The organism is Kitasatospora sp. NPDC056181 (genome assembly GCF_042266225.1).
In the GTDB taxonomy this organism is placed as follows: domain Bacteria; phylum Actinomycetota; class Actinomycetes; order Streptomycetales; family Streptomycetaceae; genus Kitasatospora.
In genome coordinates, this window is record NZ_JBHJUK010000101.1 from 1 (window position 1) to 25,528 (window position 25,528).

The 25,528-nt window shown below is 74.4% G+C and carries 20 protein-coding genes; 15 read left to right on the forward strand and 5 right to left on the reverse strand.

Annotated elements, in window-relative coordinates; all coding sequences use genetic code 11:
- Positions 1-351: 351 nt before the first annotated feature.
- The 9 genes from ACFC1F_RS30190 (at position 352) to ACFC1F_RS30230 (ending at position 11,965) form a co-directional block, all read left to right on the forward strand.
- Positions 352-1,719, forward strand: a complete 1,368-nt coding sequence (locus ACFC1F_RS30190) for a sensor histidine kinase (RefSeq protein ID WP_376163027.1) — start codon at positions 352-354, stop codon at positions 1,717-1,719.
- On the forward strand, positions 1,671-2,336 hold the full coding sequence (locus ACFC1F_RS30195) for a LuxR C-terminal-related transcriptional regulator (RefSeq protein ID WP_376163029.1): 666 nt from the start codon (positions 1,671-1,673) through the stop codon (positions 2,334-2,336). Before ACFC1F_RS30190 ends, ACFC1F_RS30195 begins: the two co-directional genes overlap by 49 nt.
- A 242-nt stretch (positions 2,337-2,578) precedes the next feature.
- Positions 2,579-4,216 (forward strand): DUF2637 domain-containing protein, encoded by a 1,638-nt coding sequence (locus ACFC1F_RS30200; RefSeq protein ID WP_376163031.1) that lies wholly within the window; start codon positions 2,579-2,581, stop codon positions 4,214-4,216.
- A 163-nt stretch (positions 4,217-4,379) separates the two neighbouring features.
- Positions 4,380-5,669, forward strand: coding sequence for a DUF6986 family protein (locus ACFC1F_RS30205; RefSeq protein WP_209416844.1), 1,290 nt, complete (start codon positions 4,380-4,382; stop codon positions 5,667-5,669).
- 90 nt (positions 5,670-5,759) lie between these two features.
- Positions 5,760-6,416 (forward strand): YigZ family protein, encoded by a 657-nt coding sequence (locus ACFC1F_RS30210; protein ID WP_209416843.1) that lies wholly within the window; start codon positions 5,760-5,762, stop codon positions 6,414-6,416.
- A 109-nt stretch (positions 6,417-6,525) separates the two neighbouring features.
- Entirely contained in the window at positions 6,526-6,840 is a 315-nt protein-coding gene (locus ACFC1F_RS30215) for a cupin domain-containing protein (protein WP_209416842.1), read from the forward strand.
- 416 nt (positions 6,841-7,256) lie between these two features.
- Positions 7,257-8,945, forward strand: a complete 1,689-nt coding sequence (locus ACFC1F_RS30220) for a hypothetical protein (protein ID WP_376163034.1) — start codon at positions 7,257-7,259, stop codon at positions 8,943-8,945.
- A 436-nt stretch (positions 8,946-9,381) separates the two neighbouring features.
- Positions 9,382-10,719 carry a restriction endonuclease gene (locus ACFC1F_RS30225; RefSeq protein ID WP_376163035.1) on the forward strand — a complete coding sequence of 446 codons (1,338 nt, stop codon included), beginning with the start codon at positions 9,382-9,384 and terminating at the stop codon, positions 10,717-10,719.
- Between the two features lie 457 nt (positions 10,720-11,176).
- Positions 11,177-11,965 carry a ZIP family metal transporter gene (locus tag ACFC1F_RS30230; RefSeq protein ID WP_376163037.1) on the forward strand — a complete coding sequence of 263 codons (789 nt, stop codon included), beginning with the start codon at positions 11,177-11,179 and terminating at the stop codon, positions 11,963-11,965.
- A gap of 124 nt (positions 11,966-12,089) precedes the next feature.
- Here the strand turns inward: ACFC1F_RS30230 and ACFC1F_RS30235 are convergent, their stop codons facing one another.
- Complete coding sequence (locus ACFC1F_RS30235) at positions 12,090-12,995, reverse strand: LysR substrate-binding domain-containing protein (RefSeq protein WP_376163039.1); 906 nt, start codon at positions 12,993-12,995, stop codon at positions 12,090-12,092.
- Positions 12,996-13,101: 106 nt separating this feature from the next.
- On the opposite strand from ACFC1F_RS30235, the gene ACFC1F_RS30240 reads away from it, so the two are divergent.
- The gene (locus ACFC1F_RS30240; RefSeq protein WP_376163065.1) at positions 13,102-14,043 is read left to right on the forward strand and encodes an EamA family transporter; all 942 of its coding nucleotides are present in this window, start codon (positions 13,102-13,104) and stop codon (positions 14,041-14,043) included.
- Here ACFC1F_RS30240 and ACFC1F_RS30245 read toward each other — a convergent pair.
- Entirely contained in the window at positions 13,934-14,551 is a 618-nt protein-coding gene (locus tag ACFC1F_RS30245; RefSeq protein WP_376163041.1) for a MarR family winged helix-turn-helix transcriptional regulator, read from the reverse strand. The two genes, ACFC1F_RS30240 and ACFC1F_RS30245, sit on opposite strands and share 110 nt — an antisense overlap.
- Before the next feature lie 249 nt (positions 14,552-14,800).
- Between ACFC1F_RS30245 and ACFC1F_RS30250 the strand changes: the two genes are divergently transcribed.
- A complete protein-coding gene (locus tag ACFC1F_RS30250) occupies positions 14,801-15,136 on the forward strand; it encodes a DUF2218 domain-containing protein (RefSeq protein WP_376163043.1) in 336 nt (111 codons plus the stop codon).
- Here ACFC1F_RS30250 and ACFC1F_RS30255 read toward each other — a convergent pair.
- Positions 15,133-15,762, reverse strand: coding sequence for a phosphatase PAP2 family protein (locus tag ACFC1F_RS30255; protein WP_376163045.1), 630 nt, complete (start codon positions 15,760-15,762; stop codon positions 15,133-15,135). The two genes, ACFC1F_RS30250 and ACFC1F_RS30255, sit on opposite strands and share 4 nt — an antisense overlap.
- A gap of 493 nt (positions 15,763-16,255) precedes the next feature.
- Entirely contained in the window at positions 16,256-17,611 is a 1,356-nt protein-coding gene (gene gabT, locus ACFC1F_RS30260) for a 4-aminobutyrate--2-oxoglutarate transaminase (protein WP_376163047.1), read from the reverse strand.
- A gap of 435 nt (positions 17,612-18,046) precedes the next feature.
- On the opposite strand from gabT, the gene ACFC1F_RS30265 reads away from it, so the two are divergent.
- The 3 genes from ACFC1F_RS30265 to ACFC1F_RS30275 all read left to right on the forward strand — a co-directional run bounded on the left by ACFC1F_RS30265 (position 18,047) and on the right by ACFC1F_RS30275 (position 23,434).
- The gene (locus tag ACFC1F_RS30265) at positions 18,047-19,948 is read left to right on the forward strand and encodes an ATP-binding protein (RefSeq protein ID WP_376163049.1); all 1,902 of its coding nucleotides are present in this window, start codon (positions 18,047-18,049) and stop codon (positions 19,946-19,948) included.
- 281 nt (positions 19,949-20,229) lie between these two features.
- Entirely contained in the window at positions 20,230-21,795 is a 1,566-nt protein-coding gene (locus ACFC1F_RS30270; protein ID WP_376163050.1) for a PucR family transcriptional regulator, read from the forward strand.
- A gap of 196 nt (positions 21,796-21,991) precedes the next feature.
- The gene (locus ACFC1F_RS30275; protein WP_376163052.1) at positions 21,992-23,434 is read left to right on the forward strand and encodes an aldehyde dehydrogenase family protein; all 1,443 of its coding nucleotides are present in this window, start codon (positions 21,992-21,994) and stop codon (positions 23,432-23,434) included.
- Between the two features lie 77 nt (positions 23,435-23,511).
- Here ACFC1F_RS30275 and ACFC1F_RS30280 read toward each other — a convergent pair whose 3' ends face one another.
- Complete coding sequence (locus ACFC1F_RS30280) at positions 23,512-24,177, reverse strand: NAD(P)-binding oxidoreductase (protein WP_376163054.1); 666 nt, start codon at positions 24,175-24,177, stop codon at positions 23,512-23,514.
- Positions 24,178-24,245: 68 nt separating this feature from the next.
- Here ACFC1F_RS30280 and dxr point away from each other — a divergent pair, with 68 nt between their 5' ends.
- Complete coding sequence (gene dxr / locus ACFC1F_RS30285; protein WP_376163056.1) at positions 24,246-25,475, forward strand: 1-deoxy-D-xylulose-5-phosphate reductoisomerase; 1,230 nt, start codon at positions 24,246-24,248, stop codon at positions 25,473-25,475.
- The last annotated feature ends 53 nt before the right edge of the window (positions 25,476-25,528 follow it).

Consider the following 25,528-nt stretch of genomic DNA (forward strand, 5'->3'; position numbering starts at 1 on the left):
CTGCAGGGGGGACCCTGTGGGAGAGTAGGACGCCGCCGAACAATCATTCACAGAGAACCCCCGATCCATCACGGATCGGGGGTTCTTTGCATTTCTCGGAGTTCTGCGTTTCCCGGAACGGCAGCACACCGGAATTGCGGCACACCGGAAATTGCGGCGCGGCCCCATCCTCCCCCCTCTTCCTCGCTCAGCCGGGCAGGCCCCCCAGAGGGGTGGTGCTAGGACCACCCCCGGAATAGGGGCGTACGGCCAGTGCCCCGGACAGGCCGGCTCGGGAACACTGAAGCAGGACGATCGGGACCGGCATCAGGAGCATCCGTGACAACAGCGAGTGGAACGAGCGGCGCGAGCATGCGTGCCCAGACCGAAGCGGCCCTCGCGGAGGGTGGCCGCGCGCTGGTCCGGTTGTCGCTGCTGGCGCTGGGGGCCGTCCCGGCCACGGCTCTGCCGTTGTTCACGGCGCTGTTCACCGGTGCCGCGCTCGCCACGTTCCTGGAGTCCGAGGTTCTGGGGATCCTGCTCGCCCTCGTGACGGCGGCCGTTGCAGGCCTCGCGGTCGCCGGCCTCTTCGTCCGCCCGAGCGCCGACCGTACCCGCGCGCAGCTCGTCCGCTGGTACGGGATCCGGCTGCCGGCCGAGTACGAGCCCCGGCCGGCGCTGGAGCTGGACGAACGCGGTCACTGGTGGACGGGGTACTCGTACCACCGGTCCCACGCGGTGGCGAAGCTCGCGTCGCTGCTGAACTGGGCCGTGCGGGACCGGACGACGCGGTCGGAAATGACCTGGCTGGTGGTCAGGCCGCTGGCCACGGTGGCGCTGGCGGCGCCGGTGGCAGGCCTGGTGCTGGGCGGGACGGGCTATGCGATGGTGGCGCTGGCGGGCGCCGGGCCGGCGGGGGTCGCCGCAGGTCCGTTGTTGTTCTCGGCGGTCCTCGGGCTGGCACTGGCCGTCCTCGGAGTGCTGGTCGCGCCGCTCGCGGTGCGCGCGTACGCCGAGTTGGCGCGCCGGGTGCTGGACCAGGACGGCCGGGCCTCGCGGGCACAGCTGACCAGGCGGGTGGCCGAGCTGACCGAGACCCGGGCGGACGCGGCCGGCAGTCAGGCGGCCGAACTGCGCCGGATCGAGCGGGACTTGCACGACGGCGCACAGGCTCGCCTGGTGGCGATCGGGATGACCCTCGGCACGATCGAGCACCTGATGGACACCGACGCGGCGGCAGCCCGCGAACTCCTCTCCGAGGCGCGGCAGTCCTCGGCCCGGGCGTTGCAGGAGCTGCGCGACCTGGTCCGCGGCATACACCCGCCGGTGCTCGCCGAGCGCGGACTGGGCGACGCCGTCCGGGCGTTGGCGCTGGACAGCGCGTTGCCGACGGAGGTCTGCGTGAGCCTGCCGGACCGTCCGGCGGCGCCGGTGGAGGCGGCCGTCTACTTCAGCATCTGCGAGCTGCTGGCCAACGCGGCCAAGCACTCGGGCGCGGAGCAGGTCTGGGTGGACATCCTGTACCGGGCCGGGAGGCTGCGGGTCACGGTGACGGACGACGGCGTCGGCGTGGCCGACCCCGCCCGGGGCACCGGCCTTCGCGGGATCGAGCGGCGATTGGGTACCTTCGACGGTGTCCTCGCCATCGACAGCACGTCGGGCGGTCCGACCACCATCACTCTGGAGCTGCCGTGCGAGTTGTCCTCGCCGAGGACCTCTACCTCCTTCGCGAAGGCCTGATCCGGCTGCTGGAAGCGCACGGCTTCACGATCGCCGCCGCGGTCGAGACCGGCCCCGAACTGCTGGACGCCCTGCTGACGCACCGTCCGGACGTCGCCGTGGTGGACGTACGGCTGCCGCCGACGCTCACCGACGAGGGACTCCAGGCCGCGCTCCAGGCGCGGCGGGAGATCCCGGGCCTGCCGGTGCTGGTGCTGTCGCAGCACGTGCAGCAGCTGTACGCGCGGGAGCTGCTGGCGGACGGCACCGGCGGCGTCGGCTACCTGTTGAAGGACCGGGTGTTCAATGCTGGGCAGTTCATCGACGCGGTCCGCCGGGTGGCCGCCGGCGGGACGGCGATGGACCCGGACGTGATCGCCAAGCTGATGCAGAGCACGGCGCGGCGCCCGGGCCCGCTCCAGCGGCTGTCGCCGCGTGAGCGGGAGGTGCTGGAGCTGATGGCGGAGGGGTGCTCCAACTCGGCGATCGCGGCGAGGCTGGTGGTGAGCGACGGCGCGGTGGCCAAGCACATCGCCAACATCTTCACCAAGCTCGCACTGGTCCCTGCCGACGACGCGAACCGTCGGGTGCTGGCCGTGCTCGCCTACCTCAACGGCACGGTGGAGCGGGCCGGCTGACGCCCCGACCGGCCGCGGGCGCGGGAACGGAGCGGCTGAGGTCGCCACCGGGCACGGTCGCGGGAACGGATGTGCGGCAGGCAGTGACACCCTGGGCTGCGGGAACGCTGAAACAGGTGTACGAGTAAACTCCGGTGGGCCGAGCCCGGAGGTCGCTGCAGCCGTCCGGCGTCCCGACAAGCGGGAACCGGCAGCCGCGGCAGCGTACGGCCGCAGCCGACATCCAGGGGTTGATAGACGTAATGGCACGCCCATCGCTCACCAAGGCCCATCGGGGCCTGCTCGGGCTGGTCGCGGCCGGAGCCTGCCTCATCTCGGGCATCGGCTTCGCCGGGTCGTACAACGCCGTGCGGGAGCTGGCGACGGAGAAGGGGTTCGGTGCCTTCTCGTACGCCTTCCCGATCGGCGTGGACGCGGGCATCGTGGTCCTGCTCGCGCTCGACCTCGTCCTGACCTGGCTGCGGATCCCGTTCCCGCTCCTGCGGCAGACCGCCTGGCTGCTGACCGTCGCCACCATCGCGTTCAACGCGGCCGCCTCCTGGGGCGACCCGCTCGGGATGGGCATGCACGCGGTCATCCCGGTGCTCTTCGTGGTGGTCGTCGAGGCCTCCCGGCACGCCGTCGGCCGGATCGCCGCGATCACGGTGGACCGGCACATGGAGTCGGTCCGGATGATGCGCTGGCTGCTCTCCCCGGTGCCGACCTTCCGCCTCTGGCGGCGGATGAAGCTCTGGGAGCTGCGCTCCTACGACGAGGTGGTCCGGCTGGAGCAGAACCGGCTGGTCTACCGGGCACAGCTGCGGTTCCGGTACGGCCGCGGCTGGCGCCGTTCGGCGCCGATCCAGGCGCTGCTGCCGCTCAAGCTGGCCAAGTACGGGGTGCCGCTCGACCCGGGGGTGCTGGAGCGGCTGGACGACGAGGCGCGCGAGGCCCGCGAGCTGCGCGAGGCCAAGGAGCTGGCGGCGGAACGGGCGGCGACTGCGGCGATTCCGCCGGCCGCCGCCGCTGCGGTCGCCCAGCCCGCGGTCGCCCAGCCCGCGGGCGGGCAGCCGCCGCAGGTCCAGCAGGTCCAGCAGCAGTTCCAGTCCCAGCCCCAGGTCCAGCAGCCCCAGCAGCTCCAGAACGGTCAGCCCCAGGCGCCGCGGCAGCCCCAGCAGACGCAGCCCGAGGCGGCCTCGCCCGCCGTCGCGCCGGTGCCGGCCGAGGTGGCCGCGCCGATGCTCGCCAAGCTGGCCGCGGTGCGCCTTCGCGCGGCGCAGGAGCCGGCGGGCGCGGAGCAGCAGGCTCCGCCGCAGCCCCGCGAGGAGCTGAACGTCTGGACGGAGCGTCCGGTCCGTACCAGCGGGCCGCAGGGCGACGGCTCGCCCGGCGGCCGCGTCCCCGGCCAGGCCTCGCCGTGGTTCAAGCCGCCGAGGCCGACCACCCCCCAGTCCGAGCCCCAGGCAGCCGCCCAGCCCGGACCGCAGTCCGCCCCGCGGCCCGCCGCGCAGGCGGTCCTGCCCGAGCCCGCCCCCGCCCAGGGCGGCGAGCACCCGGACGACGCCGGGTACCCGCAGGAGGCCGAGTACCCGCAGCAGGCGGACCGCTCGCCGGAGCCGGTCGCCCCGCAGGTCGCCGGCCGCCCGTCCGAGTCCGGCTACCAGGAGGACGTGGACTCCCGTCCGTCGTCGTCCCGGCTGGACCCGGAGCTCTGCTACGACGCGCTGGTGAGCTACATCGACACCCACGGGCACCAGCCCGACCCGCAGCGCCTCGCCGACTGGCTGACCAAGGAGTACGGGGTGGCCGGCACGCGACCGGACGGGTCGGTGCACCCGAAGGACGTCGCCGGGCTCTTCCCCGAGCTGAGCGACCGCTACGCCGCCGCCGGGAGGGACTGACCGACCGGTCCCGCCCCGCGTGGCCGCCCCCGCACCGGCCGCCCACCTGCCCGTCCACCGCTCGGTCGGCCATTGACGCCCGACCACGGCGGGGCTACCTTCGCCTCAACAAACTGTTGAAGCGTTGGTCCGCCACGGACCGGCGAGGTGCGGAGGAGTGCGGATGTCGCAGGTCGAGCTGGACGGTACCGGGCCGACGGGCGGAGCCTCGTTCTCCGGCGAGGCGCGTGCCGCCGTGGACGCGCTGCTCGCCCCGGTCGACGCCGACCTGGCCCGACGCTACCCGGGCGACTCCGGTACCCGGCAGCCGGTCCACACCGTCTACGTACCGGCCGACGCCTTCGGCGCCGACACCGTCCGCGACTGGGGCCGCCAGGCGCTGGAGGCCTTCGACACCCACGCCGGCACCCCGGCCGAGCTGGCCCGCGCGCTCGGCGTGGCCGACGACGCGCTGCTCGCCGACGTGCACGCCCGGGTCCGGGCCAAGCTGGAGCGGGAGCCGGTCGAGGACCTGCGGATCGACTTCGAGGACGGCTACGGCCCCCGGCCCGACGCCGAGGAGGACGCGGCCGCCGTCCGGGCCGCCGAGCTGGTCGCCGCCGCGGTGGCGGACGGCAGCGCCCCGCCGTACATCGGCATCCGGATCAAGTGCATGGAGGCGGCCGTCCGCGACCGCGGCATCCGCACCCTGGAGCTGTTCCTCGCCACCCTGCTGGCCAACGGCGGTCTGCCCGAGGGCCTGGTGCTCACCCTGCCCAAGGTGACGTACGCCGAGCAGGTCACCGCGCTGGTCCGGCTGCTGGAGGACTTCGAGCGCTCGGCCGGGCTGCCGGCCGGCCGGATCGGCTTCGAGATCCAGATCGAGACCACCCAGGCGATCCTCGGCCCCGACGGCCGGGCCACCGTGTCGCTGATGATCGAGGCCGCCGGGGGCCGGGCGACCGGCCTGCACTACGGGACCTTCGACTACAGCGCCTCGTGCGGGGTCAGCGCCGCCTACCAGAGCATGGACCACCCGGTCGCCGACCACGCCAAGGCGGTGATGCAGGTGGCCGCCGCCGGTACCGGCGTCCGCCTCTCCGACGGCTCGACCAACGTCATCCCGACCGGCTCCACCGCGCAGGTGCACGCCGCGTGGAAGCTCCACCACGACCTGGTCCGCCGCTCGCTGGCCCGCGCCTACTACCAGGGCTGGGACATGCACCCGGCACACCTGCCGACCCGCTACGCCGCCGTCTACTCCTTCTACCGCGAGGGGCTGGAGGCCGCCGCCGCCCGCCTGGCCGCGTACGTCGCCAAGGCCGGCGGCGACGTGATGGACGAGCCGGCGACCGCCCGGGCGCTCAGCGGCTACGTGCTGCGCGGACTGGACTGCGGCGCGGTCGACCTCGCCGAGGTCACCTCGCTGACCGGCCTGGACCGCGCGCAGCTGGACGCGCTGGCCGGCCGCTGATCGAGGGTTAGGCTGGCGGGGCCGCCGGGGTGCTCCGGCCGGCCCCGCCAGCCCCTTGCCGTCCTCGTCGTTCGGGAGAACCACCGCGCCATGTCCGCCACGCCGGAGCCGACCCCCAGGCAGTACCTCACCATCCGGCGCGCGGGCAGCCACGAGACCGAGATCAAGAAGTCCCGCTTCATCTGCCACCTCGCCCGGGTATCCGACGAGGAGGAGGCGCAGGCCTTCATCGCGGGCATCCGCAAGCAGTACTGGGACGCCCGGCACAACTGCACCGCCTTCGTGGTCGGCGACGAGCAGCGGCGCGAACGCTCCAGCGACGACGGGGAGCCCGGGGGCACGGCCGGAGTGCCGATGCTGGAGGTGCTGCGCCGGCGAGGCCTGACCGACACGGTGGCCGTGGTGACCAGGTACTTCGGCGGGATCAAGCTCGGCGCGGGCGGCCTGGTGCGGGCGTACGGGAACGCGGTCTCGGAGGCGGTGGACGCGGTCGGACTGCTGGAGCGGCGGCCGGTGGCACTGCTCGCGGTGACGGCGGACCACACCCGGGCCGGGCGGGTGGAGAACGACCTCCGGGCGGCCGGGTACGCGGTGAGCGACCTGGCGTACGAGGCGACGGGGGTGCGGATCGAGGTCGGGGTGCCCGAGCCGGACGTGGCCGAGTTCCACACCTGGCTGGCCGAGGCGACCGGCGGTACCGCGGTTGCGGTCGCGGCGGGGCGGACGTACGTCGAGGTGCCCGTCTGAGGCGGCACGGATTCCGGACAGAGTTTCGGACAGTCCGGTCCCCGCCCGTTTCGGCGCCTGCCGGGCCTGCCTAGCCTGGGCGGACCGCCGACCAGGAAGCCGAACCGAGATGCCCGTCGTCCAGACCATCACGCTGCCCCCGGGGGCCAGCACGGGCTGGCACTACCACCCGGGGCGGGTCGACGTCGTGGTGCTCTCCGGCACCCTGACCCGGACCCTGCACGACGGCCGGGTCGAGGTCAGCTGCGCCGGGGAGTCGCTGGTCGAGGAGGCGGGACCGGTCCACATCCACGTCGGCCGCAACCACGGGAGCGTCCCCGTCGTCCTGATCGCCAGCTACGACAGCCCGGAGGGCTGCCCGCTGGCGGTTCCGGTGGCGGTGCCGGAGTGGAGCCGCACCGGTCCCGAGCGCGACGACGGCTGAGCACGGCACGACTGCCCGGTGCGGTTGCCCGGCGCGACCGCTCGGCACCCCGACCCGGATCCGGCACGACGGCCGGGAGCCGTACGACGCCCGGGTGCCGCGCGACGGCGGGGCGCGGTACGGCCACTGAGCGCGACGACGGCCGGGCGCGGCCCCAGCAGATGACGGCCCGCGGCGGCGGGAGGCTTGAGCAGATTCACTCGAACGTATTGACGTGACCCGGAGTTGGAACTTCCGCTCCGGGTTGTGGCGTTTCCTGGGCAAGGATCCGGCCGAACCGGACGAACCACCCCATCGATGGAGGACGAGAGACCCCACCACCGCACCACGGAGGTATGCGCATGACCTCAGACCGCTCCCCGTCGTCCGCCCGTGCCGATCTGCCAGGCCCGAGAGGCCCCGCGACGCCCTACCGGATGACCGTCACCACCGCGCTCCCGCACGCCTACGCCCTCGCCCTGGCCGACCAGCGCCTCGGCGCCTGGCTGAAACAGGAAGGCTGCGAGGAGCCACCGCCGGTGCTCCGCGAGCCCGTCGTCCACGATCCGGATCCTTCCGCACCCGCCCCCGAGCCCGGTCCCGCCGCCCCCGGCGAGCGCCTGCGGCTGGGCGGCCGCATCCTGCTCGACCGCGACGGCGGCCTGCTCCGCGGCAGCCGCGGCACCGGCCGCTACGACCGTCGCCGACTGCGCACCCCCGCCCCGCACGGGACGCACCAGCTCACCCTCACCATAGCGACCGGGGCCGAGGGCCCCACCTGGGTCCGGCTGGAGGCCGAGACGCACACCACCGGCAACGGCGTGCGGACACCCTGCCGGGTTCCGGTGCCCGAGCTGGCCCGCACCCTGCTGCCGCTGCTCGACGCCGCCGACGGTCCGGCCGCCGTCCAGCTCGCGCCGCGGGTGCTGAGCGCCGCCGACGTCGACGGGCTGATCGACGAGCTCTGCGACCCGGCGCGCCGACTGCCCACCGTGGTGGCCAGCGTCCCGCTCGACCGCGGGCTCGACGCGTGGGTCGCCGAGGTCGTCCGCCCGCTCTGCGGGCAGCTGCCCGGCCTCGCCACCGCCTACGTGCTGGACCCGTCCGCCCGGACGGAGTTCAACGTCGCGCTGGAGTACCACGCCGTGTACGGCGGGGCGGTGCGCACCTATCTGCCCGAGGTCGACCCGGCCTCCCGGCACGACGGCGCCCGGCACCCGGTGCTGGCCCGCCGCCGGATCGAGGAGGACGTCCGGCGGGCGGCCGGCCTGCTGGCCCGCGAGCCGCGCCGGCTCGCCGCCGAACAGCCGCTGCCGCCGCCGCTGGCCGCCGTACCCGTGCTGCGGGTGCCTCCGCCCGCACCTCGGGCCGGCACCGGACCGGACGACGCCGCGGCCCGGGCCGAGCTCGCGGCCCTCGCCCACGAGGAGCAGCAGGACCGGGCCGAACAGCAGGCCAGGGCCGACGAGTTGGAGCGGGCCCGGCGCAGCCTGCGCCTGGAGCGCCGCCGCGGCACCGCCCAGGTCCGCGCCCTGGCCGGCCGCCTCTGCCCCGGCCCCGGCAGCGCGGCCGCACCCGGCCGGACCGGCCGCCGCGCCGCTACCCCTGGCGCCCCCGGCGCCGCTGCGACACCGGGCACCCCGGGCAGCTTCACCGAACTGATGGCCAGGCTGGGGGAGTTCCCGCTGCTCACCTTCACGGGGGACCAGAAGGCGGCGCTCGCCCTGGACGAGCTGCAGTGCTCCGGAGCCGGCTGGGCCAGGCTCACCTGGGACGGCCTGACCGCCCTCCAGGAGTACGCCGAGGCCGCCGTCCGCGGCGAGGCCGGCGGCGACTTCAAGCAGTGGTGCGAGCGGACGCCGGCCGGCTGCCACCGCTTCCCGCCCCGCAAGGCGGTACGCGGGGAGTCCCGGACGGTCTTCAGCCACACCAAGTGGAAGCGCGAGCGGATGCTGCCGGTGCCCGAGTGTGTCGACGCCTCCCGGCGTGCGTTCATGGGCGCGCACCTGCGGATCGGCGGCGGCCGCACGGCACCGCGGCTGCACTACCTCGACGACTGCTCAGGCAGTGGCCGGATCTATGTCGGCTACATCGGCCTGCACCTGACCAACACCAGGACCAACTGAGAGGCTTGGCTGACCGGTGCGCCCGTTCGGTGGACAATGGCCGGCAGGGGTGGGCCGCGGGGTCGCGGGCCGGCCCGGGCAGGTGCCGGACGAGCATGGGGGAACGACCACCGATGCAGTACTCAGCAGACGGACACTCCGACGGTACGGTCATGGCCCCCCAACCCGGCTTTCTGGCCTCGGTCTTCCGCGACCTCGGCGTGGACGTGCCCGAGGACCCTGACGCGCCCGACTCGCCCTCCGCGCCCGACGCGTCCTTCGCGCCCTTCGCGCCAGGGGACCGGGGCGGGCCGGGCCGCCCGACACCGACGGGGACGAGGCCGTCGCCGCGCACGCCCGGGCCGCCGCGCTGACCCATCACCGCACGCTCACCGTCCAGGCCGAGCAGAAACGGCTGGCCGACCTGCTGCGGCGGGCCGCGCTGCCCGTCTCGGCCATGGACTTCGAGAGCCAGCTGCGCCGGTACGAGCCGAGGCCCTATCCGGCCGACGGCCCGTCACCGGCGGCCGGCGAGGCCGAGCCCCGCTGGGAGGACTACGCACCCGCCGAGCCGCCCGCGGCCGACCCCGAAGTGAGCCCGGCCCGGCGCCTGCTGGACTCCGGCTACCAGCGCGAGCTGGCCCAGGCCCGGCTCACCCACCAGCGTGCGCTGCGGGAGTGGCGCACCCGGCAGGCCGAGGCCGGCAGCCCGGCCGCCGACGAGTCCCGGCGCGTCCACGAGCAGGCCGAGCAGGCCCGGGCGCGCGCGGTGCGGGAGTACAACGACAGCCTGGAGGAGTGCCGCCGGGCCTACCGGCTGGCCGAACCGGCGGCGGTGGAGTCACTGCTGGAGCGGGCCCTGGCCGCCGCCGAGACGTCGACCCAGGACCTCCCCGCCCCGTGCCGGGCGGTGTTCCGCCCGCTCACCCGCACCGCCGTCCTCGACCTCGACCTTCCCACGCTCGACCTGGTGCCCTCGCTGACCGGCTACCGGCTCGGCACGGACGGCGAGATCCTCCCGGTGCCGCGCCCGCCCGCCGACAGGGCCACCGACTACCTCCGGCTGGTCGCCCGGCTGGCGCTGCGCGCCCTGCAGGCCGCCGACGCCGTCGACACCGACGAGATACTGGCTGGCGTGGTGCTCAACGGCTGGCTGCGCGAGCCCGGGGCGGAGCCGCTCTGCCTGGTGAGCGTGGACGCCGACCGCGACGCCCTGGCCCGCACCAGGCTGCTGCCGCCCGCCGCCCCCTACGAGGAGCACGACGGCGAGGGCGTCTACGCCGACGCCGAGCAGGACGAGGCGCTGGTCCGGCTGCGCCAGCTCGGCGCCGCCGTCACCCCCGACCCGTACGCCCGGGCGGGCGTCGAACCGGCCGCGGTGGCGGGGCCCGCCGTGCCGTCCGCGCCGGACCTCTCGGCGAACGAGTTCGCCCAGCTGGTGCGGGAACTGCTCACCCGGGGCGGGCTGGCGCAGTGGAGCGTACGGCTGCGCGGCCCGGCCGGACTGGTCGCCACGGGTGAGGGGCCGGCCGGCAGTGCGCTGCCCGGGCGCTGGGTGGTCTGGGCCTCCCGCAGCGCCCAGCCGGTGGGGGAGGAGGAGATCCGCACACTGGCGGAGGCGGTCCGCGAGGAGTCCGCCGAGCGCGGCCTGAGACTGACCACCGGCCGGTTCGCCGACGAGGCGCTCGACCTCACCGGCGAGGACGGTCACCAGCACATCCACCTGGTCGACGGCGACGGCGTCCGCGAACTCGCCCGCACCCACCTCGGCCTTCCGCTCGCCGCCGGGCTCTGACGCGCCGGGGAGCTGAGGTGCCGGGTTCTGACCCGCCGGACGCTGATCCGCTGGGCTCTGACGCGCCGGGCGTTGACGTGTCGGCCCTGACCCGCCGGCCCTGACCCGCCAGGTCGATGGCCGGTCGGCCAGTGTGCCGGGGCCGCCACGGCGTCGGTCGTCCGTCCCGGGTCGTCGACTCTGTCGGCCGCCGTGCCGCAGCCGGGGCCCGGGGGAGCCGCCCGGAGGAGCCCGTCCGGGGACGAGTGGCGCTCACCCCGACGGCCCGCCCGGCGGGCGTCCGTCCGGACGGCGCGTGAAGCTGGTGGGCGCGGGCGCCAGGCGACCGGGCCCGGCGGGCGGCGGCGCTTCACGGCGTCCGCCCGGCCAGCCCTCCGGCAGCGGCCGGTGATCGGCCCGGGCGAGGGCGGGACGGGGTTGGCAGCGTGGGCACGGTGCCCGGTACGGGGGAGGCGCGGTGACCGCGATCCTGGTCGCCGCCGGGGCGTTCCTGATGACCCTGATCGGCGGCTACGTCGCCCAGCGCACCGGTGACCGCCGCCATCTGGTGCTGGGTTTCGCGGCCGGGCTGATGCTCGGCGTGGTCGCCTTCGACCTGCTGCCGGAGGCGGTGCGCCAGGCGCCCGAGGAGCTCCACGGCGTGCCGCAGGCCCTGCTGATGTTCGCGGCCGGGTTCCTGGCCATCCACATCGTCGAGCGGGCGGTGGCCATCCACCGGGGCCACGAGGGTGAGTACGCCGAGCACACCCACGGCCACCAGCACGTCCACGGGCACGGACACGGCCGGGCGTCCGGTGCCGACAGCGGGGCACCGGGTATCGGGCTGACCGCGGCGCTGGCCCTGGTCGGCCACAGCGTGATGGACGGCTTCGCGATCGGCGCCGCCTTCCAGGCCGGCACCACCGTGGGGACGGTCGTCGCCATCGCCGTGGTCGCGCACGACTTCGCCGACGGCTTCAACACGTACACGATCACCCGGCTGTACGGAAACGACCGGCGGCGGGCGCTGACCCTGCTGGCGGCGGACGCGCTCGCGCCGGTGACCGGCGCCGCGATCACCCTGCTGTTCACCATCCCGGAGCGGCTGCTCGGCCTCTACCTCGGCTTCTTCGCCGGGTTCCTGCTCTACCTGGCCACCTCCGACATCCTCCCCGAGGCACACAGCCCGCACCCCTCGCGCACCACACTGCTCTGCACCCTGGTGGGGGTGGCCTTCATGTGGCTGGTGATCGGCTTCGCGGGCTGACGGGCTGACGGGCTGACGGGCAGATGGGCCGCGGCGTCGTCGTGCGGGCGACCGTTCACCGGCCCGGGGGCCGACCGCCCGGGGGCCGACCGCCTGGGTGCCGACCGCCCGCGGGCCCGGCCGTTCACCCGCCGAGCGCGGCCCACCGGGTGCGCATCGCGGCCAGCGCGGCGGTGATCGCCGGGCGCCGGGAGGCCTGGGTGCGCCAGAGCGCGAACACCCGGCGGGAGGGCTCCGGCACGACCGGCCGGGCGACCACCTCCGGTGGCAGCGCGCCCCGTCCCAACCGCGGCACCAGGCCGACGCCGAGCCCGGCCGCGATCAGCGCGATCTGCGTCTCGAACTCGCCGACCTGGTAGCGCACCTCGGGCTCCTCGCCGGCCTCCCGCAGCGTCCGCACCAGCCAGTCGTGGCAGATGTTGCCCGGCGGCACGCTGATCCACCGCAGCCCGCACAGCCGTCCCACCGGCACCACGGCCAGCGCGGCCAGCGGGTGGGCGGCCGGCAACAGCAGGTCCACCGGGTCCGTGCCGAGCTCCAGCCGGGAGAGGCCCTCCTGCACCGGCAGCGGTACGGTCGGCCAGTCCTGGACGAGCGCCAGGTCCACCTCGCCCCGGGCCACCAGTTCGGCGGCCGGGTACGGGTCGCTCTCCAGCAGCCGGACGTCCAGCTCGGGGCAGCGTTCGCGCAGGTCGGCGAGCGTGCCCGGCATCAGCCCCCGGGCGCCGGTGGCGAAGGCCGCCACCAGGAGCCGCCCGACCGCCCGGCCGCGCTGCTCCTCCAGCCGGACCTCGGCCTGTTCCACCAGGCCCAGCACCGCCTGCGCGGTCGCGGCCAGTTCGCGCGCGGCGTCCGTCAGCACCACGCCCCGGCCCTGCCGTTCCAGCAGTACCGTCCGGGTCTCGCGCTCCAGCTTGGCGATCTGCTGCGACACCGCCGACGGGGTGAACCCGAGCGAGGCGGCGGCCCCGCCCACCGAACCGTGCACGGCGACCGCGTGCAGCGCCCGCAGGCGTCCCAGATCCATCATGCAGCAATGCTAAAGCGTGGGCTTCAGTATTCATCGCTGGTGCTACACGGTCGGTGGCGGCCATCCTCGACCCATGACCGCAGCACAGGCCGCCACCGGCGGCAGCATGAGACCGCGTCACATCGCCCTGGCCGTCCTGGTGGCCGCCGTGTGGGGCCTCAACTTCGTGCTCATCCACATCGGCCTGCAGAACTTCCCGCCGCTGCTCTTCTGCGCGCTGCGCTTCGCGGTGGTCGCCGTCCCGGCGGTCTTCTTCGTCGGGCCGCCCCGGGTGGCCTGGCGATGGGTGCTCGCGGTCGGATTCGTGCTCGGGGTGGTCAAGTTCGGGCTGCTCTTCCTCGGCATGCACGCCGGGATGCCCGCGGGGCTCTCCTCGCTGGTCCTCCAGGGCCAGGCGGTCTTCACCGCACTGTTCGCCGCCGTGCTGCTGGGCGAGCGGCCCGGCGGGCAGCGGCTGGCCGGGCTGGCCGTGGCCTTCGCCGGCATCGGGCTGACCGCCTTCGACCACGGCCTCGGCGGCCCGGTCGGCGCGTTCGCCCTGGTCGTCCTGGCCGCCGTGGCCTGGGGGTTGTCGAACGTGCTGACCCGCAAGGCCGCCCCGCCGGACGCGCTGCGCTGGATGGTCTGGGTCAGCGCCGTCCCGCCGCTGCCGCTGCTCGGGCTCTCCCTGCTGGTCGAGGGGCCGGCCGCCGACCTGAAGGCGCTGCGCGAGATCACCCCGGCCGGCCTCGGCGCGATCGGGTACGTCGGGCTGGTCTCCACCCTGTTCGGCTTCGTCGCCTGGAGCTTCCTGCTGCGCGACTACGACGCCGGTGCCGTGGCGCCCTACTCCCTGCTGGTGCCGGTGTTCGGGATGTCCTCGGCCTGGCTGCTGCTCGGCGAGAGGATCAGCCCGCTGGCAGGCTGCGCCGCACTGCTGGTGATCGCCGGGATCGGGATCACTGCGCTGCGCCCGGGGGCGCTGTCCGGCGCGGCGGCGTGGCGGCCGCGTACGCGGCCTCTGCGGAGCGCAGCACCCGCAGCAGCACGTCCTGCTCGGCGGGGCTGACCGGACCGAAGTACTCCTGCGCCACCTCGTGCCGGACCAGCCCGATCCGCTCCACCGCCGAACGGCCGGCCTCGGTCAGCACGATCCGCACCGCTCGACGGTCGGCCGGGTCCGGGGTGCGCTCGACCAGGCCCGCCTCCTCCAGCGCGTCGACCACGGTGGTGGCCGAGCGCGGGGCGATGTGCAGCCGGTCCGCGAGGTCACTCAGCCGCATGGCCCGGTCCGGCAGCTCGCAGCCGGGAGCGTGTGCGAGGGTGCGCAGCGCGCGGCCCTGGCCGGGGGTGATGCCGTAGGGCTCCAGCCGCTCGCTGGTGCGACGCCGGATCCGCTTGATCGCCCGGGTCATGGCGTCGGCGAGCTCGGCGGCGGTGTCCTGGGCGGTGCTGTCCTGGGCGCCGGAGTCCTGAGGGGTGGGGCCCGGAGGAGCGGAGTCCTGAGGCGTGGCACCGCCGGGCGCGTCCGGGGCCGGGGAGGGGCTCGCCGCGTCGTCGGTCGGCGTCGTGGTCATGGGCGGCTCTCCTCGGCAGGTGTTCGACCAAGGGTATCGGCCGGTCCGGGAGGCGGAAGGCGGCGAGGACCGGCCGTCGGACCAGCCGTCGGACCGGCCTTCGGGCCGGCCTGGGGCCGGGCATCGGGCCCTGTGCGGAGCCGGATCCCGGCAGGCACCGGAAATATGTTGAGTAAAGCTCAGTATCTGAGTTAGCGTAGCCACAAGTGAGGGCACCCTAAGTTCCCTCCGTCGACCCTTGGAGGGCCCGTGCCCCGCTCCGAAGCCCGCGTCGCCACCGACCGCCCCGCCCGCTACGCCAAGCAGCTCGCCGCCCACATGGGCCGCAAGATCGACGCTCACTGGTCCGACGAGACCGGCCGCGGCACCCTCGCCTTCAGCGCCGGAACCGCAACCCTGGAGGCCGCGCCCGACGCCCTGCTGCTCGCCGTCGAGGGCGAGGCCGAGAACCTGGCCGGCCTGGAGGACGTCGTCGGCCGTCACCTCGTCCGCTTCGGCGCCCGCGACGAGCTGGTCGTCCAGTGGCACCGCGACAACGGCGAGGCCGGCCTCGTCCACCGCAACGACGAGCCCGCCGAGGGCTAGGAGTTCCGCCCCCGGGGCCTGCGCGGCGGCAGCCACCGGGCGAACGCCCAGAGCACCAGGCCGCCCAGGCACCAGCTGGCCACCACGTCCAGCAGCCAGTGGTAGTCGCTCCACACCAGCCCGAGGCCGACACCGGCCACCAGCAGCGCGGCCGCCGCGTACAGCCGGCGGCGCGCCGCGGCGCCCACCGTACGGGCGAGCAGCAGCACGGCCACGCCGTACGAGAGGGCCGCGGTCGCCGTGTGCCCGGACGGGTACCAGCCCCACTGGTCCGGCGCCAGCGGCGCCCCGAACGGGCCCGGGCGGGCGAACCAGGCCTTCGCCGGGACGACCAGCAGCGGGATCAGCCCGGCCGTCAGCGCCGTGGTCACCACCGGCCGCCACCAGCGCGGCGCCCCGGCCCGGTGGGACCGCCACCCGGCCAGCGCCCCGCCGGCCAGCAGCACCGGGATCGCCGGGACCGAACTGCCGAGGTCCGAGAGCGCTTTGCCGAGATGGTTGAGCAGCGTGCTGTGCAGCTCGTGCCGGCTCTCCCGGACGGTGTGCCGGGCCCACCGGTCCAGGCCCAGCAGCGGCCCGTCGACGGCCACCTGCCAGGAGACCAGTACCAGCACCCCGCCCAGCACGACCGGCAGCGCGGTGGAGGCGGAGAACCGCCCGAGAACGCGAAGCGGCCGCCCCGGAGCAGGGGGGAGAGCTCCGGGGCGGCTCTGATGATCGCCGTTCCGTGCGCCCCGGGGGGTGTGGGTCGGACGGTCGGTCGATCGGCCTTCGGTGTGCGCCGGCCCTTGCGGGACGGTCTGGTTGTCATCACGGCCGGCACGCGGACCCACCACCGGGGGCGGTGCCGCGGACGGATCCGTCAATGGCTGAGGCTCGCTGTCCATCTGTGATGACACTACGTCAACGGCCGTGTCGCTCCGAGGAGCTTCAGCGATTCCGCACAGCATCTTCACCCCGGCCGTGTCCCGGTCCGGACGGCCTTGCACACCCGGCCGAACCGGGCCGAACCGGGCCGGGACGGCCGAACGGCCCGCCGGGACGAGAGTCCCGACGGGCCGTTCAGCGCTGTCCGGACATCCCTCCGGCGGGTCTGTGGCGCCCGGTCGGGCGGCAGGGTCAGGCGGCGGTGACGCCCTGGAGCGAGAAGGCGCCCTCGATGATGTCCAGGCCCTCGTTCAGCAGGTGCTCCGGCATGACCAGCGGCGGCAGGAAGCGCAGCACGTTGCCGTAGGTGCCGGCGGTCAGGACCACCAGGCCCTCGGCGTGGCAGGCCTTGGCGATGGCCGCGGTGGCCTCCGCGTTCGCCTCCTTGCCACCCGGCTTCACCAGCTCGACCGCGATCATCGCGCCGCGGCCGCGGACCTCGCCGATGATCTCGAACTTCTCCTGCATCGCCCGCAGGCGGTTCAGCATGATCTCGCCGATCCGCTGCGCCTTGGCGTTGAGGTCCAGCTCCTTCATGGTCTCGATGGAGCCCAGCGCGGCGGCACACGCCACCGGGTTGCCGCCGTAGGTGCCGCCCAGGCCACCCGCGTGCGCGGCGTCCATGATCTCGGCGCGACCGGTCACCGCGGCCAGCGGCAGACCGCCGGCGATGCCCTTGGCGGTCGTGATCAGGTCCGGGACGATGCCTTCGTCATCACAGGCGAACCACTGGCCGGTCCGGCAGAAGCCGGTCTGGATCTCGTCCGCGACGAACACGATGCCGTTGGCCTTCGCGAACTCCACGATCGCCGGCAGGAAGCCCTTGGCCGGCTCGATGAAGCCGCCCTCGCCCTGGATCGGCTCGATGATGATCGCGGCGACGTTCTCGGCGCCGATCTGCTTGTTGATGATGTCGATGGCCTGGGCGGCGGCCTCGGCGGCGCAGTTCTCCGCACCGGTCAGCCAGCGGTACGGGTAGGCCACCGGCACCCGGTGGATCTCCGGGGCGAACGGACCGAAGCCCTGCTTGTACGGCATGTTCTTCGCCGTCAGGCCCATGGTGAGGTTGGTGCGGCCGTGGTAACCGTGGTCGAACACCACGACGGCGGTGCGCTTGGTGTAGGCGCGGGCGATCTTCACCGCGTTCTCGACCGCCTCGGCGCCCGAGTTGAACAGCGCGGTGCGCTTCTCGTGGTCACCCGGGGTCAGCTCGTTGAGCTGCTCGGCCACGGCCACGTAACCCTCGTACGGGGTCACCATGAAACAGGTGTGCGTGAAGGCGGCCAGCTGCTCGGTCGCCTTGGCCACCACGGCCTCGGCGCTGTTGCCGACGTTGGTCACGGCGATGCCGGAGCCGAAGTCGATCAGCGAGTTGCCGTCCACGTCCTCCAGCACGCCACCGTTGGCGCGGGACACGTACACCGGCAGCGTGGTGCCGACGCCGGCCGCCACCGCACCCAGCTTGCGGGCCTGCAGCTCCTGCGACTTCGGACCGGGGATCGCGGTGACCAGGCGGCGCTCCTGCGGGAGCGGCGTTGCGGCGCTCATGGGTTTCTCCAGACTTCTCGGCTCGGTGCTTCGCAGGCTACGGCCGCGTTCCCCGGCCAGGCATGCGCCACTCGGTAGCACTGGGCCGTCCGACTTGTCCTAGGCGGCCAGCGCGGGTGGTGCGACTACCCGGAGGCTCCGCTCCACTACATTGAGCGCGGGCGTGTCGCCGGTACGGCGGCATGGGTATGGCGGCACCGACGACGGTCGGGCCGGGCGGGCGAGGGAGCGGGGCCGTACATGGAACTGGACGGGGCACGGGGCCACGGCGAGCGGACCACCACCAGACCCCCCACACCCCTGCCCCACCCCCGGCCCCACCACCCCCCCTTCGACCTCCCCGCCTGGGTCGCCGCCCCCCGCCCCGAAGCCCCTCCGGGCATCTACCGCCAGGGCTACCAACAGGTCGACCCGGACCGGGCGGAGGAGGCGAAGGTGCCAACCGGGCCGCTGCTGCTCCGGGCTGCGCTGAACGTGGTCGCAACCGTCGCCACGTACTACGTCGGCACTGTGGTGCTGATGTACGCGGCGGGGTTCCTCTTCCGCTGGTTCGACGGGACCTCGCCCGACCAGTTCAACGCGGTGCAGATCCTGATCAATCTGGTCACCATCAGCTGTGCGGCGGCGGTCTTCTGGCGGACGGGCCGCTGGCGGGAGGTGGCCCGTCGATTCCTGACCCGAGCCGGCTGGCAGCAGAACATCGCTCCTGTGCTCGCACGGGCGATCACCCATGAGGGGTCGGGCCCCGCCAAGCCGACGGCATCGCCGGAGGCGCCACCGGTCGCGGACCCGTGGTTTGCCCAACGTGTTGGCGGTGCTGGCGCTGCAGCGGGGAGGCTCGACGGGGAACCGGTCGGGGATGTCGACTACGTGCGAATCCAGCGGGCGTGGGAGTCGGCCCAGGCCGACCACGTGTTCGTACCGGCCTTTGTGGAACAGGTGATGGCTCGTGGCGCGGCGGCGTTCAGTCACCCGTCCGGTAGCCGGGAACTGACCGGGCGGGTTGCGCATCACGACCTGCTGGTGCAGCAGGTGCGGCTCGGGACGACTCAGGATGTTCCGAAGAACCCTCAGGCCTACCGGACGACCGGATTCGCGCTTGATCCGACGTTGCTGGGCACTTCGCTCCTTGCGGTCGGCCCGGCGGGGACCGGGAAGACAGCGCGGCTGGCCCGGCCCGCCGTCGAGGCGCTCTGCCTCCAGGCGCTGGCGGGGACGGCGTGCGTGGTGGCGATCGGGGCCGCGGACGCCGATCTCGGCCCGGACACCTGGTACGACGTGGTGATCGCGCCGGGGGAGCCTGGTTCGGTCTACGGACTGGACCTCTACGGTGCCACGCAGGACCCGGACGAGGCGGCCGCCCGGCTGGCGGACGCACTGTTGCCGGACGAACTGACTGCACGCGCGGAGAGTGCCCGGATGGCTCTCCAGCAGGTGGTCGGCCCGTTCCACGCCGCCTATGGCCGCTATCCCGGCGTGCGAGAGCTGCGAGGGCTGCTCTCGGGTGAGGCGGACGTCAAGGAGACGCTGGTGAAGGCCTTGCGCGCGGCAGGCCGACTGGCAACCTATGAGCGGGACCTGGAACATCGCGACCTGCAACGCGGACGGGCGGACGACCCGGGGGCGCTGCTGGCGGACCGGCTCGCGTTGCTGGACCGCCCGGCGTTCGAAGGGGCGTTCATGACCGACGGCACCGGTCGGCCGCCGTTCGCGATGCGTGCCCTCGACCACCCGCTCCGGGTCAGGGTGAAGCTGCCGGAGCGCAGCCACCCGGAGGCGGCGCGCATCCTGTCGCGGCTGGTGGTCGGTCAGTTCGTGCTGGCGGCGGCTGCCCGTGAGGATCGTTCGCTCTTCGCCGGCCTGGTGGTGGACGACGCGTCGGCGGCACTCGACGCGAGCACGGTGCGAGGGCTGCAGCGGATGCGCGGAGCCAACGCCGGAGCGGTTCTGTTGCTGCGCACGCTCATGGACCTGCCCGAGGTGCTACGGACGCCGTTGTTCGGTGCCGTCGGATGCCGAATGGTCTTCCCCGGTATCGCGCCTTGGGACGGAAAGTTCTTCTCGGAAGCCTGGGGCACTCACGTGATCCACGAGAAGGTCGTCACCCATGCCCCACTAACGGAGGGCGGAGCCCTCCGGCGGGCCGGGCGGCTGGGCCGGAAGGCGTTGTCGGGGACGACCGCGCAGACCGAGTCGGTGACGACCCGGGACGTGGAGCGGTTGCGCTGGTCGCCGTCGGACCTGGCGCACGCTTTGCCCGCGGGGCACGCGGTGGTGTCGTTGACGGCGGTGTCGGGGGAGCAGGTACCGCCGCTGCTGGTGGATCTGCGGGGCTGAAGCTCGCCTTCGAGGTGGATTCGGCAGTGCCGGTTGTCCGGGGCGTCCATAATGAGAGGAGAGACCCCTCCCTCAGCCCCGACGCCCCGAAACAGAGGCCCCGAAACAGAGGCCCCGAACCACAGAGGCCCCGAACCACAGAGGCCCCGAACCACAGAGGCCCCGAAGCCGACAGGGCCCCGAAGCCCCGACGTCCTCGTAGCCCACGTAGTCCCCAGCTCCCGCTGCCCTCTCCTCGCCCGGCCGCAACGGCGCGGTCAGGTCGTTCCCTCGAAGGTGCCATGCCTCCCACACTCGCCTCCGTCGTCCGCAACACCTCGCTCCATCTGACGGTTCTCGCCGGTGCGGACCACCTGGAGCGGCAGGTCCGCTGGGTGCACACCAGCGAGCTGGACGACCCGACGCCGTTCCTTGAGGGCGGCGAGCTGCTGCTCACCACCGGCATCAAGCTGGGCCGTACCGCCGCCCAGCTGCAGGCGTACGTGCACCGGCTGGCCGACGCGGGCGTGGTGGGGCTGGGGCTGGGCGTCGGGCTGTCGCACACGGAGGTGCCGCAGCCGCTGGTGGACGCGGCGGCGCAGCGGGGGCTGCCGCTGCTGCGGGTGCCCGAGCCGACGCCGTTCATCGCGATCAGCAAGGTGGTGTCGGCGGCGCTGGCGGCCGAGCAGTACGAGGCGGTGACGACCAGTTTCGAGGCGCAGGAGGAGCTGACCCGGGCGGCGCTGGGCAAGGACGGCACCACCGCGGTGGTGCGCCGGCTGGCGGCGCGGCTCGGTGGCTGGGCGGCGTTGTACGACGGGTCGGGTGCGCTGTCGGTGGTGGCGCCCGACTGGGCCGCGCGCCGGGCGGGGCGGCTGGCGGCCGAGGTGGACCGGCTGCGTCGCCGGCCGGCGCCGTCGAGCGCCGCGCTGCAGGGACGGGCGCCGGGGATAGACACGGCGGACGAGGACTACGTGGTGGTCCAGTCGCTGGGGGCGGACCGGCGGGCCCGGGGCTTCCTGGCGGTGGGGACCGAGGACCGGATCACGCCGACCGAGCGGTACGTGCTGAACGCGGCGGTGGCGCTGCTGACCCTCACCCTGGAGCGCTCGCGCGAGCTGCGGCAGGCGGAGGAGCGGATGGGCGCGGCGCTGCTGCGGATGGTGCTGGCGGGTGAGGTGGGGACGGCCCGGCAGGTGGCTGCGGGGCTGTTCGGCGGGCTGCCGGAGGGGACGGTCCGGGTCATGGTGGCGGGTGCCGGGCAGGGCGTGGACGCCGCGGAGGCGCTGGGCGAGCTGGGTGACCGGGCCGAGCAGGCCGGTGCCCGGGTGGGCGAGAAGCTGCTGGTGGCGCGGGAGGACGGTGCGCACGGGGAGCGGCTGATGGTGCTGGCGCTGGACAACGGGGCGGTGCACCGGGCCTGTCTCGGGGTGGTGGAGGAGCACGAGGGGCTGTCGCTGGGCGTCTCGGCGCCGGCGGCGCTGGAGGAGGCGGGGACGGCGCACGCGCAGGCCGAGCGGGCCCTGGCGGTGGCGCTGCGCGGCGGCCGCCGGTCGGTGGACCACGAGGAGGTGGGGGCGGGTTCGCTGCTGCCGCTGCTCGGGGAGGACGCGGTGACCGCGTTCGCGGAGGGGCTGCTGCGCCCGTTGCGGGAGCACGACCGTACGGCGCGCGGTGACCTGGTGGCCTCGCTGCGGGCCTGGCTGTCCAGACACGGTCAGTGGGACGCGGCCGCCGCCGACCTGGGCGTGCACCGGCACACCCTGCGGTACCGGATGCGGCGGGTCGAGGAGCTGCTCGGGCGTTCGCTGGACGACACCGACGTGCGGATGGAGCTCTGGCTGGCGCTGCGCTCCGGCGAGGAGTAGATCCCGGCGCTCCCGCGGGGAACGGATCCCGGCGCTCCGGCGAGGAATAAATCCCCGGGCTGGACGCTGTGGAGTGCCTGCCCGGTCGAACGCTACTTGGTGGCCAATCCGGGTCGGTGCGCCGCCGCCCTACCCTCGGTTCCAGGTTCCACGTCCGTGGGGCCGTGAGGACGACGAGGAGAGGGCCGGTACCACGGTGACCACCACGTACGAATTCTGGCTGGCCGGCCGCCGGGCTAGCGGCGACGCCGACTTCGAGGTGCACAACAGCTGGGACGGCCGTCTGGTCGGCAAGGTCAGCGTGCCGACCGAGGCCCAGGTCGAGGAGGCGCTGGACGCCGCCGTGGCCGCGCTTCCGGTGTTCGCCGCGACCCCCGCGCACGTGCGCGCCGCCGCGCTGGACCACGTGGCCAAGCGCCTGGCCGAGCGCACCGAGGAGATCGCCCGGCTGATCACCGCCGAGAACGGCAAGCCGATCAAGTGGGCCCGCGGTGAGGTCGGCCGTGCCGTCTCCGTCTTCCGCTGGGCGGCCGAGGAGGCCCGCCGGACCAACGGCGAGACCATGCGGCTGGACACCGACCCGGGCGGCGTCGGCCGTTTCGCGGTGGTGCGCCGGTTCCCGCGCGGCGTGGTGCTGGGCATCGCCCCGTTCAACTTCCCGCTGAACCTGGTCGCCCACAAGGTCGCCCCGGCGATCGCGGTCGGCGCCCCGATCATCCTCAAGCCGGCTCCGGCGACCCCGCTCTCGGCGATGGTGCTGGGCGAGATCCTGGCCGAGACGGACCTGCCGGCCGGTTCCTGGAGCGTCCTGCCGGTGCCGAACGACCGGATGCCCGCCCTGGTGCAGGACCCGCGTCTGCCGGTGATCTCCTTCACCGGTTCGGACAAGGTCGGCTACCAGATCATGGACTCGGTGCCGCGCAAGCACACCACCCTTGAGCTGGGCGGCAACGCCGCGGCCGTGGTGCTCGCCGACTGGTCCTCCGAGGCCGACCTGGACTGGGCCGCCACCCGGATCGCGATGTTCGCCAACTACCAGGGCGGCCAGTCCTGCATCTCGGTGCAGCGCGTGATCGCCGACGCGTCCGTCTACGACGAGCTGGTGGAGAAGGTCGTCGCCAAGGTCCGGGCCCAGGTCACCGGTGACCCGAACGAGGACGCCACCGACGTCGGCCCGCTGGTCGACGAGAACGCCGCCAAGCGGGTGGAGTCCTGGGTGGACGACGCGGTCGCCAAGGGCGCCAAGGTGCTGACCGGCGGTACCCGCGAGGGTGCGACCTACGCCCCGACCGTGCTGGCCGACCTGCCGGCCGACGCGATCCTGGCCAAGGCCGAGGTGTTCGGCCCGGTCCTGTCGCTGCACAAGGTGGACGGCACCGACGAGGCCTTCGCCGCCGTCAACGACTCCGACTTCGGCCTGCAGGCGGGTGTCTTCACCCGTGACCTGCAGACCGCCTTCCGCGCCCAGCGGGAGCTGGAGGTCGGCGGCGTGATCATCGGTGACGCCCCGTCCTACCGCGCCGACCAGATGCCGTACGGCGGCGTCAAGGACTCCGGCGTCGGCCGCGAGGGCGTCAAGTACGCGATGGACGACTACACCGTCGAGAAGGTCCTGGTCCTCACCGGCCTGGACCTCTAGGACGAGCCTCGAGGGGCCCGGCACCGCGGAGCGGTGTCCGGGCCCCTCGACGTGTCCGGACGGGACGGGGGAGCGGCTCAGCCGTGCCCGGCGGCCGCCGCGACGGCCTCGGCCACGGTGGCGTTGCCGGAGACCAGTTCCAGGGTCTGCCCGGCGGTGCCCCGCTCGTGCAGCAGCGCGGCCAGCACGGCGGCCACGTCGGCCCGGTCCACCGCTCCGCGCCCGACGGACGGGGCGAGCCGGACCAGGCCGGTGCCGGGGCCGTCGGTGAGCCTGCCGGGGCGCAGCACCGTCCACTCCAGCGCGGTGCTCGCCCGGACGGCGTCGTCGGCGGCGCCCTTGGCCCGCAGGTAGGTCTCGAAGACCGGGTCGGCGGGGTACGTCGCGCCGGCGTCGGCGCCCATCGAGGAGATCATCAGGTAGCGCCGGACGCCGGCCAGCCGGGCGGCGTCGGCGAGCAGGACGGCCGCGTCGCGGTCGACGGTGTTCTTGCGGTCGGCGCCGCTGCCCGGCCCGGCGCCCGCGGCGAAGACCACGGCGTCGGCGCCGGCCAGCACCTGGGCGAGTTCGGGGGCGGTGGCGGCCTCCAGGTCGAGCAGCAGCGGCTCGGCGCCGGCGGCCACCAGGTCCGGGGCCTGTTCGGGGCGGCGGATGATCCCGGCGGGCCGGTCGCCGCGCTCGGCGAGCAGCCGTTCCAGCTTGAGCGCGATCTGTCCGTGGCCCCCGGCGATGACGGTACGCATGGCTCCGACGGTAGCGGGAGCACGGACCGGCGTCCTGGGGAGGCCCGCGGGCAGGACACAATGGGCGCATGACTTCGCTCGCGCACCCGCAGTTGCGCTTCACCCCCGTGGTGAAGGACCCCTCCGCCCCCCGGGAGCTGGTGATCCTCGGGTCCACCGGGTCGATCGGCACCCAGGCCATCGACGTGGTGCGCCGCAACCCGGACCGGTTCCGCGTGGTCGCCCTGTCGGCGGCGGGCGGCCGGGTGGAGCTGCTGGCCGAGCAGGCGCTCGAGCTGGGCGTGCACACCGTGGCGGTCGCCGACCCGGCGGCCGAGCCGGCGCTGCGCGAGGCGCTGGCGGCGAAGGCCGCGGGCCGGCCGCTGCCCGCCGTGCTGGCGGGCCCGGACGCGGCCACCGAACTGGCCGCGACGGAGTGCCACTCGGTGCTGAACGGCATCACCGGCTCGATCGGCCTGCGCCCGACGCTGGCCGCGCTGGAGGCGGGGCGGGTGCTGGTGCTGGCCAACAAGGAGTCGCTGATCGTCGGCGGCCCGCTGGTGAAGGCGGTCGCGAAGCCCGGGCAGATCGTGCCGGTGGACTCCGAGCACGCCGCGCTGTTCCAGGCGCTGGCCGGCGGGACCCGGGCGGAGGTCCGCAAGCTGGTGGTCACCGCCAGCGGCGGCCCGTTCCGCAACCGCAGCCGCGAGCAGCTGGCGGGCGTGACCCCGCAGGACGCGCTGGCGCACCCGACCTGGGCGATGGGCCCGGTGGTGACGATCAACTCGGCCACCCTGGTCAACAAGGGCTTGGAGGTGATCGAGGCGCACCTGCTGTACGACGTGCCGTTCGAGCGGATCGAGGTCGTGGTCCATCCGCAGTCGGTCGTGCACTCGATGGTGGAGTTCACGGACGGGTCCACGCTGGCCCAGGCCAGCCCGCCGGACATGCGGATGCCGATCGCACTGGGCATCGGCTGGCCGGACCGGGTCCCGGACTCGGCGCCCGCGTGCGACTGGACCAAGGCGGCCACCTGGGAGTTCTTCCCGCTGGACAACGAGGCCTTCCCGGCGGTGGAGCTGGCCCGCGAGGCGGGCTCGCTGGGCGGCACCGTTCCGGCGGTCTTCAACGCGGCGAACGAGGAGTGCGTGGACGCCTTCCTGAACGGCCGCCTCGCCTTCACGGGGATCGTGGACACTGTTGCCAAGGTCGTGGCCGAGCACGGAACGCCCGCGGCGGGAACTTCCCTGACGGTCGAGGACGTCCTGCACGCGGAGGACTGGGCACGCGCCCGGGCCCGCGAGCTGGCGGCGGGCTGACGGACCCGGCCGCCGCGGCCGGTGACAGACCGCGGTGGTATCCGGTAGGACAG

Coding starts and splice junctions, on each gene's coding strand:
- ACFC1F_RS30190 (WP_376163027.1), top strand. CDS start 352: ATGCGTGCCCAGACCGAAGCGGCCCTCGCGGAGGGTGGCCGCGCGCTG.
- ACFC1F_RS30200 (WP_376163031.1), top strand. CDS start 2,579: ATGGCACGCCCATCGCTCACCAAGGCCCATCGGGGCCTGCTCGGGCTG.
- ACFC1F_RS30205 (WP_209416844.1), top strand. CDS start 4,380: ATGTCGCAGGTCGAGCTGGACGGTACCGGGCCGACGGGCGGAGCCTCG.
- ACFC1F_RS30210 (WP_209416843.1), top strand. CDS start 5,760: ATGTCCGCCACGCCGGAGCCGACCCCCAGGCAGTACCTCACCATCCGG.
- ACFC1F_RS30215 (WP_209416842.1), top strand. CDS start 6,526: ATGCCCGTCGTCCAGACCATCACGCTGCCCCCGGGGGCCAGCACGGGC.
- ACFC1F_RS30220 (WP_376163034.1), top strand. CDS start 7,257: ATGACCGTCACCACCGCGCTCCCGCACGCCTACGCCCTCGCCCTGGCC.
- ACFC1F_RS30225 (WP_376163035.1), top strand. CDS start 9,382: ATGGACTTCGAGAGCCAGCTGCGCCGGTACGAGCCGAGGCCCTATCCG.
- ACFC1F_RS30235 (WP_376163039.1), bottom strand. CDS start 12,995: ATGATGGATCTGGGACGCCTGCGGGCGCTGCACGCGGTCGCCGTGCAC.
- ACFC1F_RS30240 (WP_376163065.1), top strand. CDS start 13,102: ATGAGACCGCGTCACATCGCCCTGGCCGTCCTGGTGGCCGCCGTGTGG.
- ACFC1F_RS30245 (WP_376163041.1), bottom strand. CDS start 14,551: ATGACCACGACGCCGACCGACGACGCGGCGAGCCCCTCCCCGGCCCCG.
- gabT (WP_376163047.1), bottom strand. CDS start 17,611: ATGAGCGCCGCAACGCCGCTCCCGCAGGAGCGCCGCCTGGTCACCGCG.
- ACFC1F_RS30270 (WP_376163050.1), top strand. CDS start 20,230: ATGCCTCCCACACTCGCCTCCGTCGTCCGCAACACCTCGCTCCATCTG.
- ACFC1F_RS30280 (WP_376163054.1), bottom strand. CDS start 24,177: ATGCGTACCGTCATCGCCGGGGGCCACGGACAGATCGCGCTCAAGCTG.
- dxr (WP_376163056.1), top strand. CDS start 24,246: ATGACTTCGCTCGCGCACCCGCAGTTGCGCTTCACCCCCGTGGTGAAG.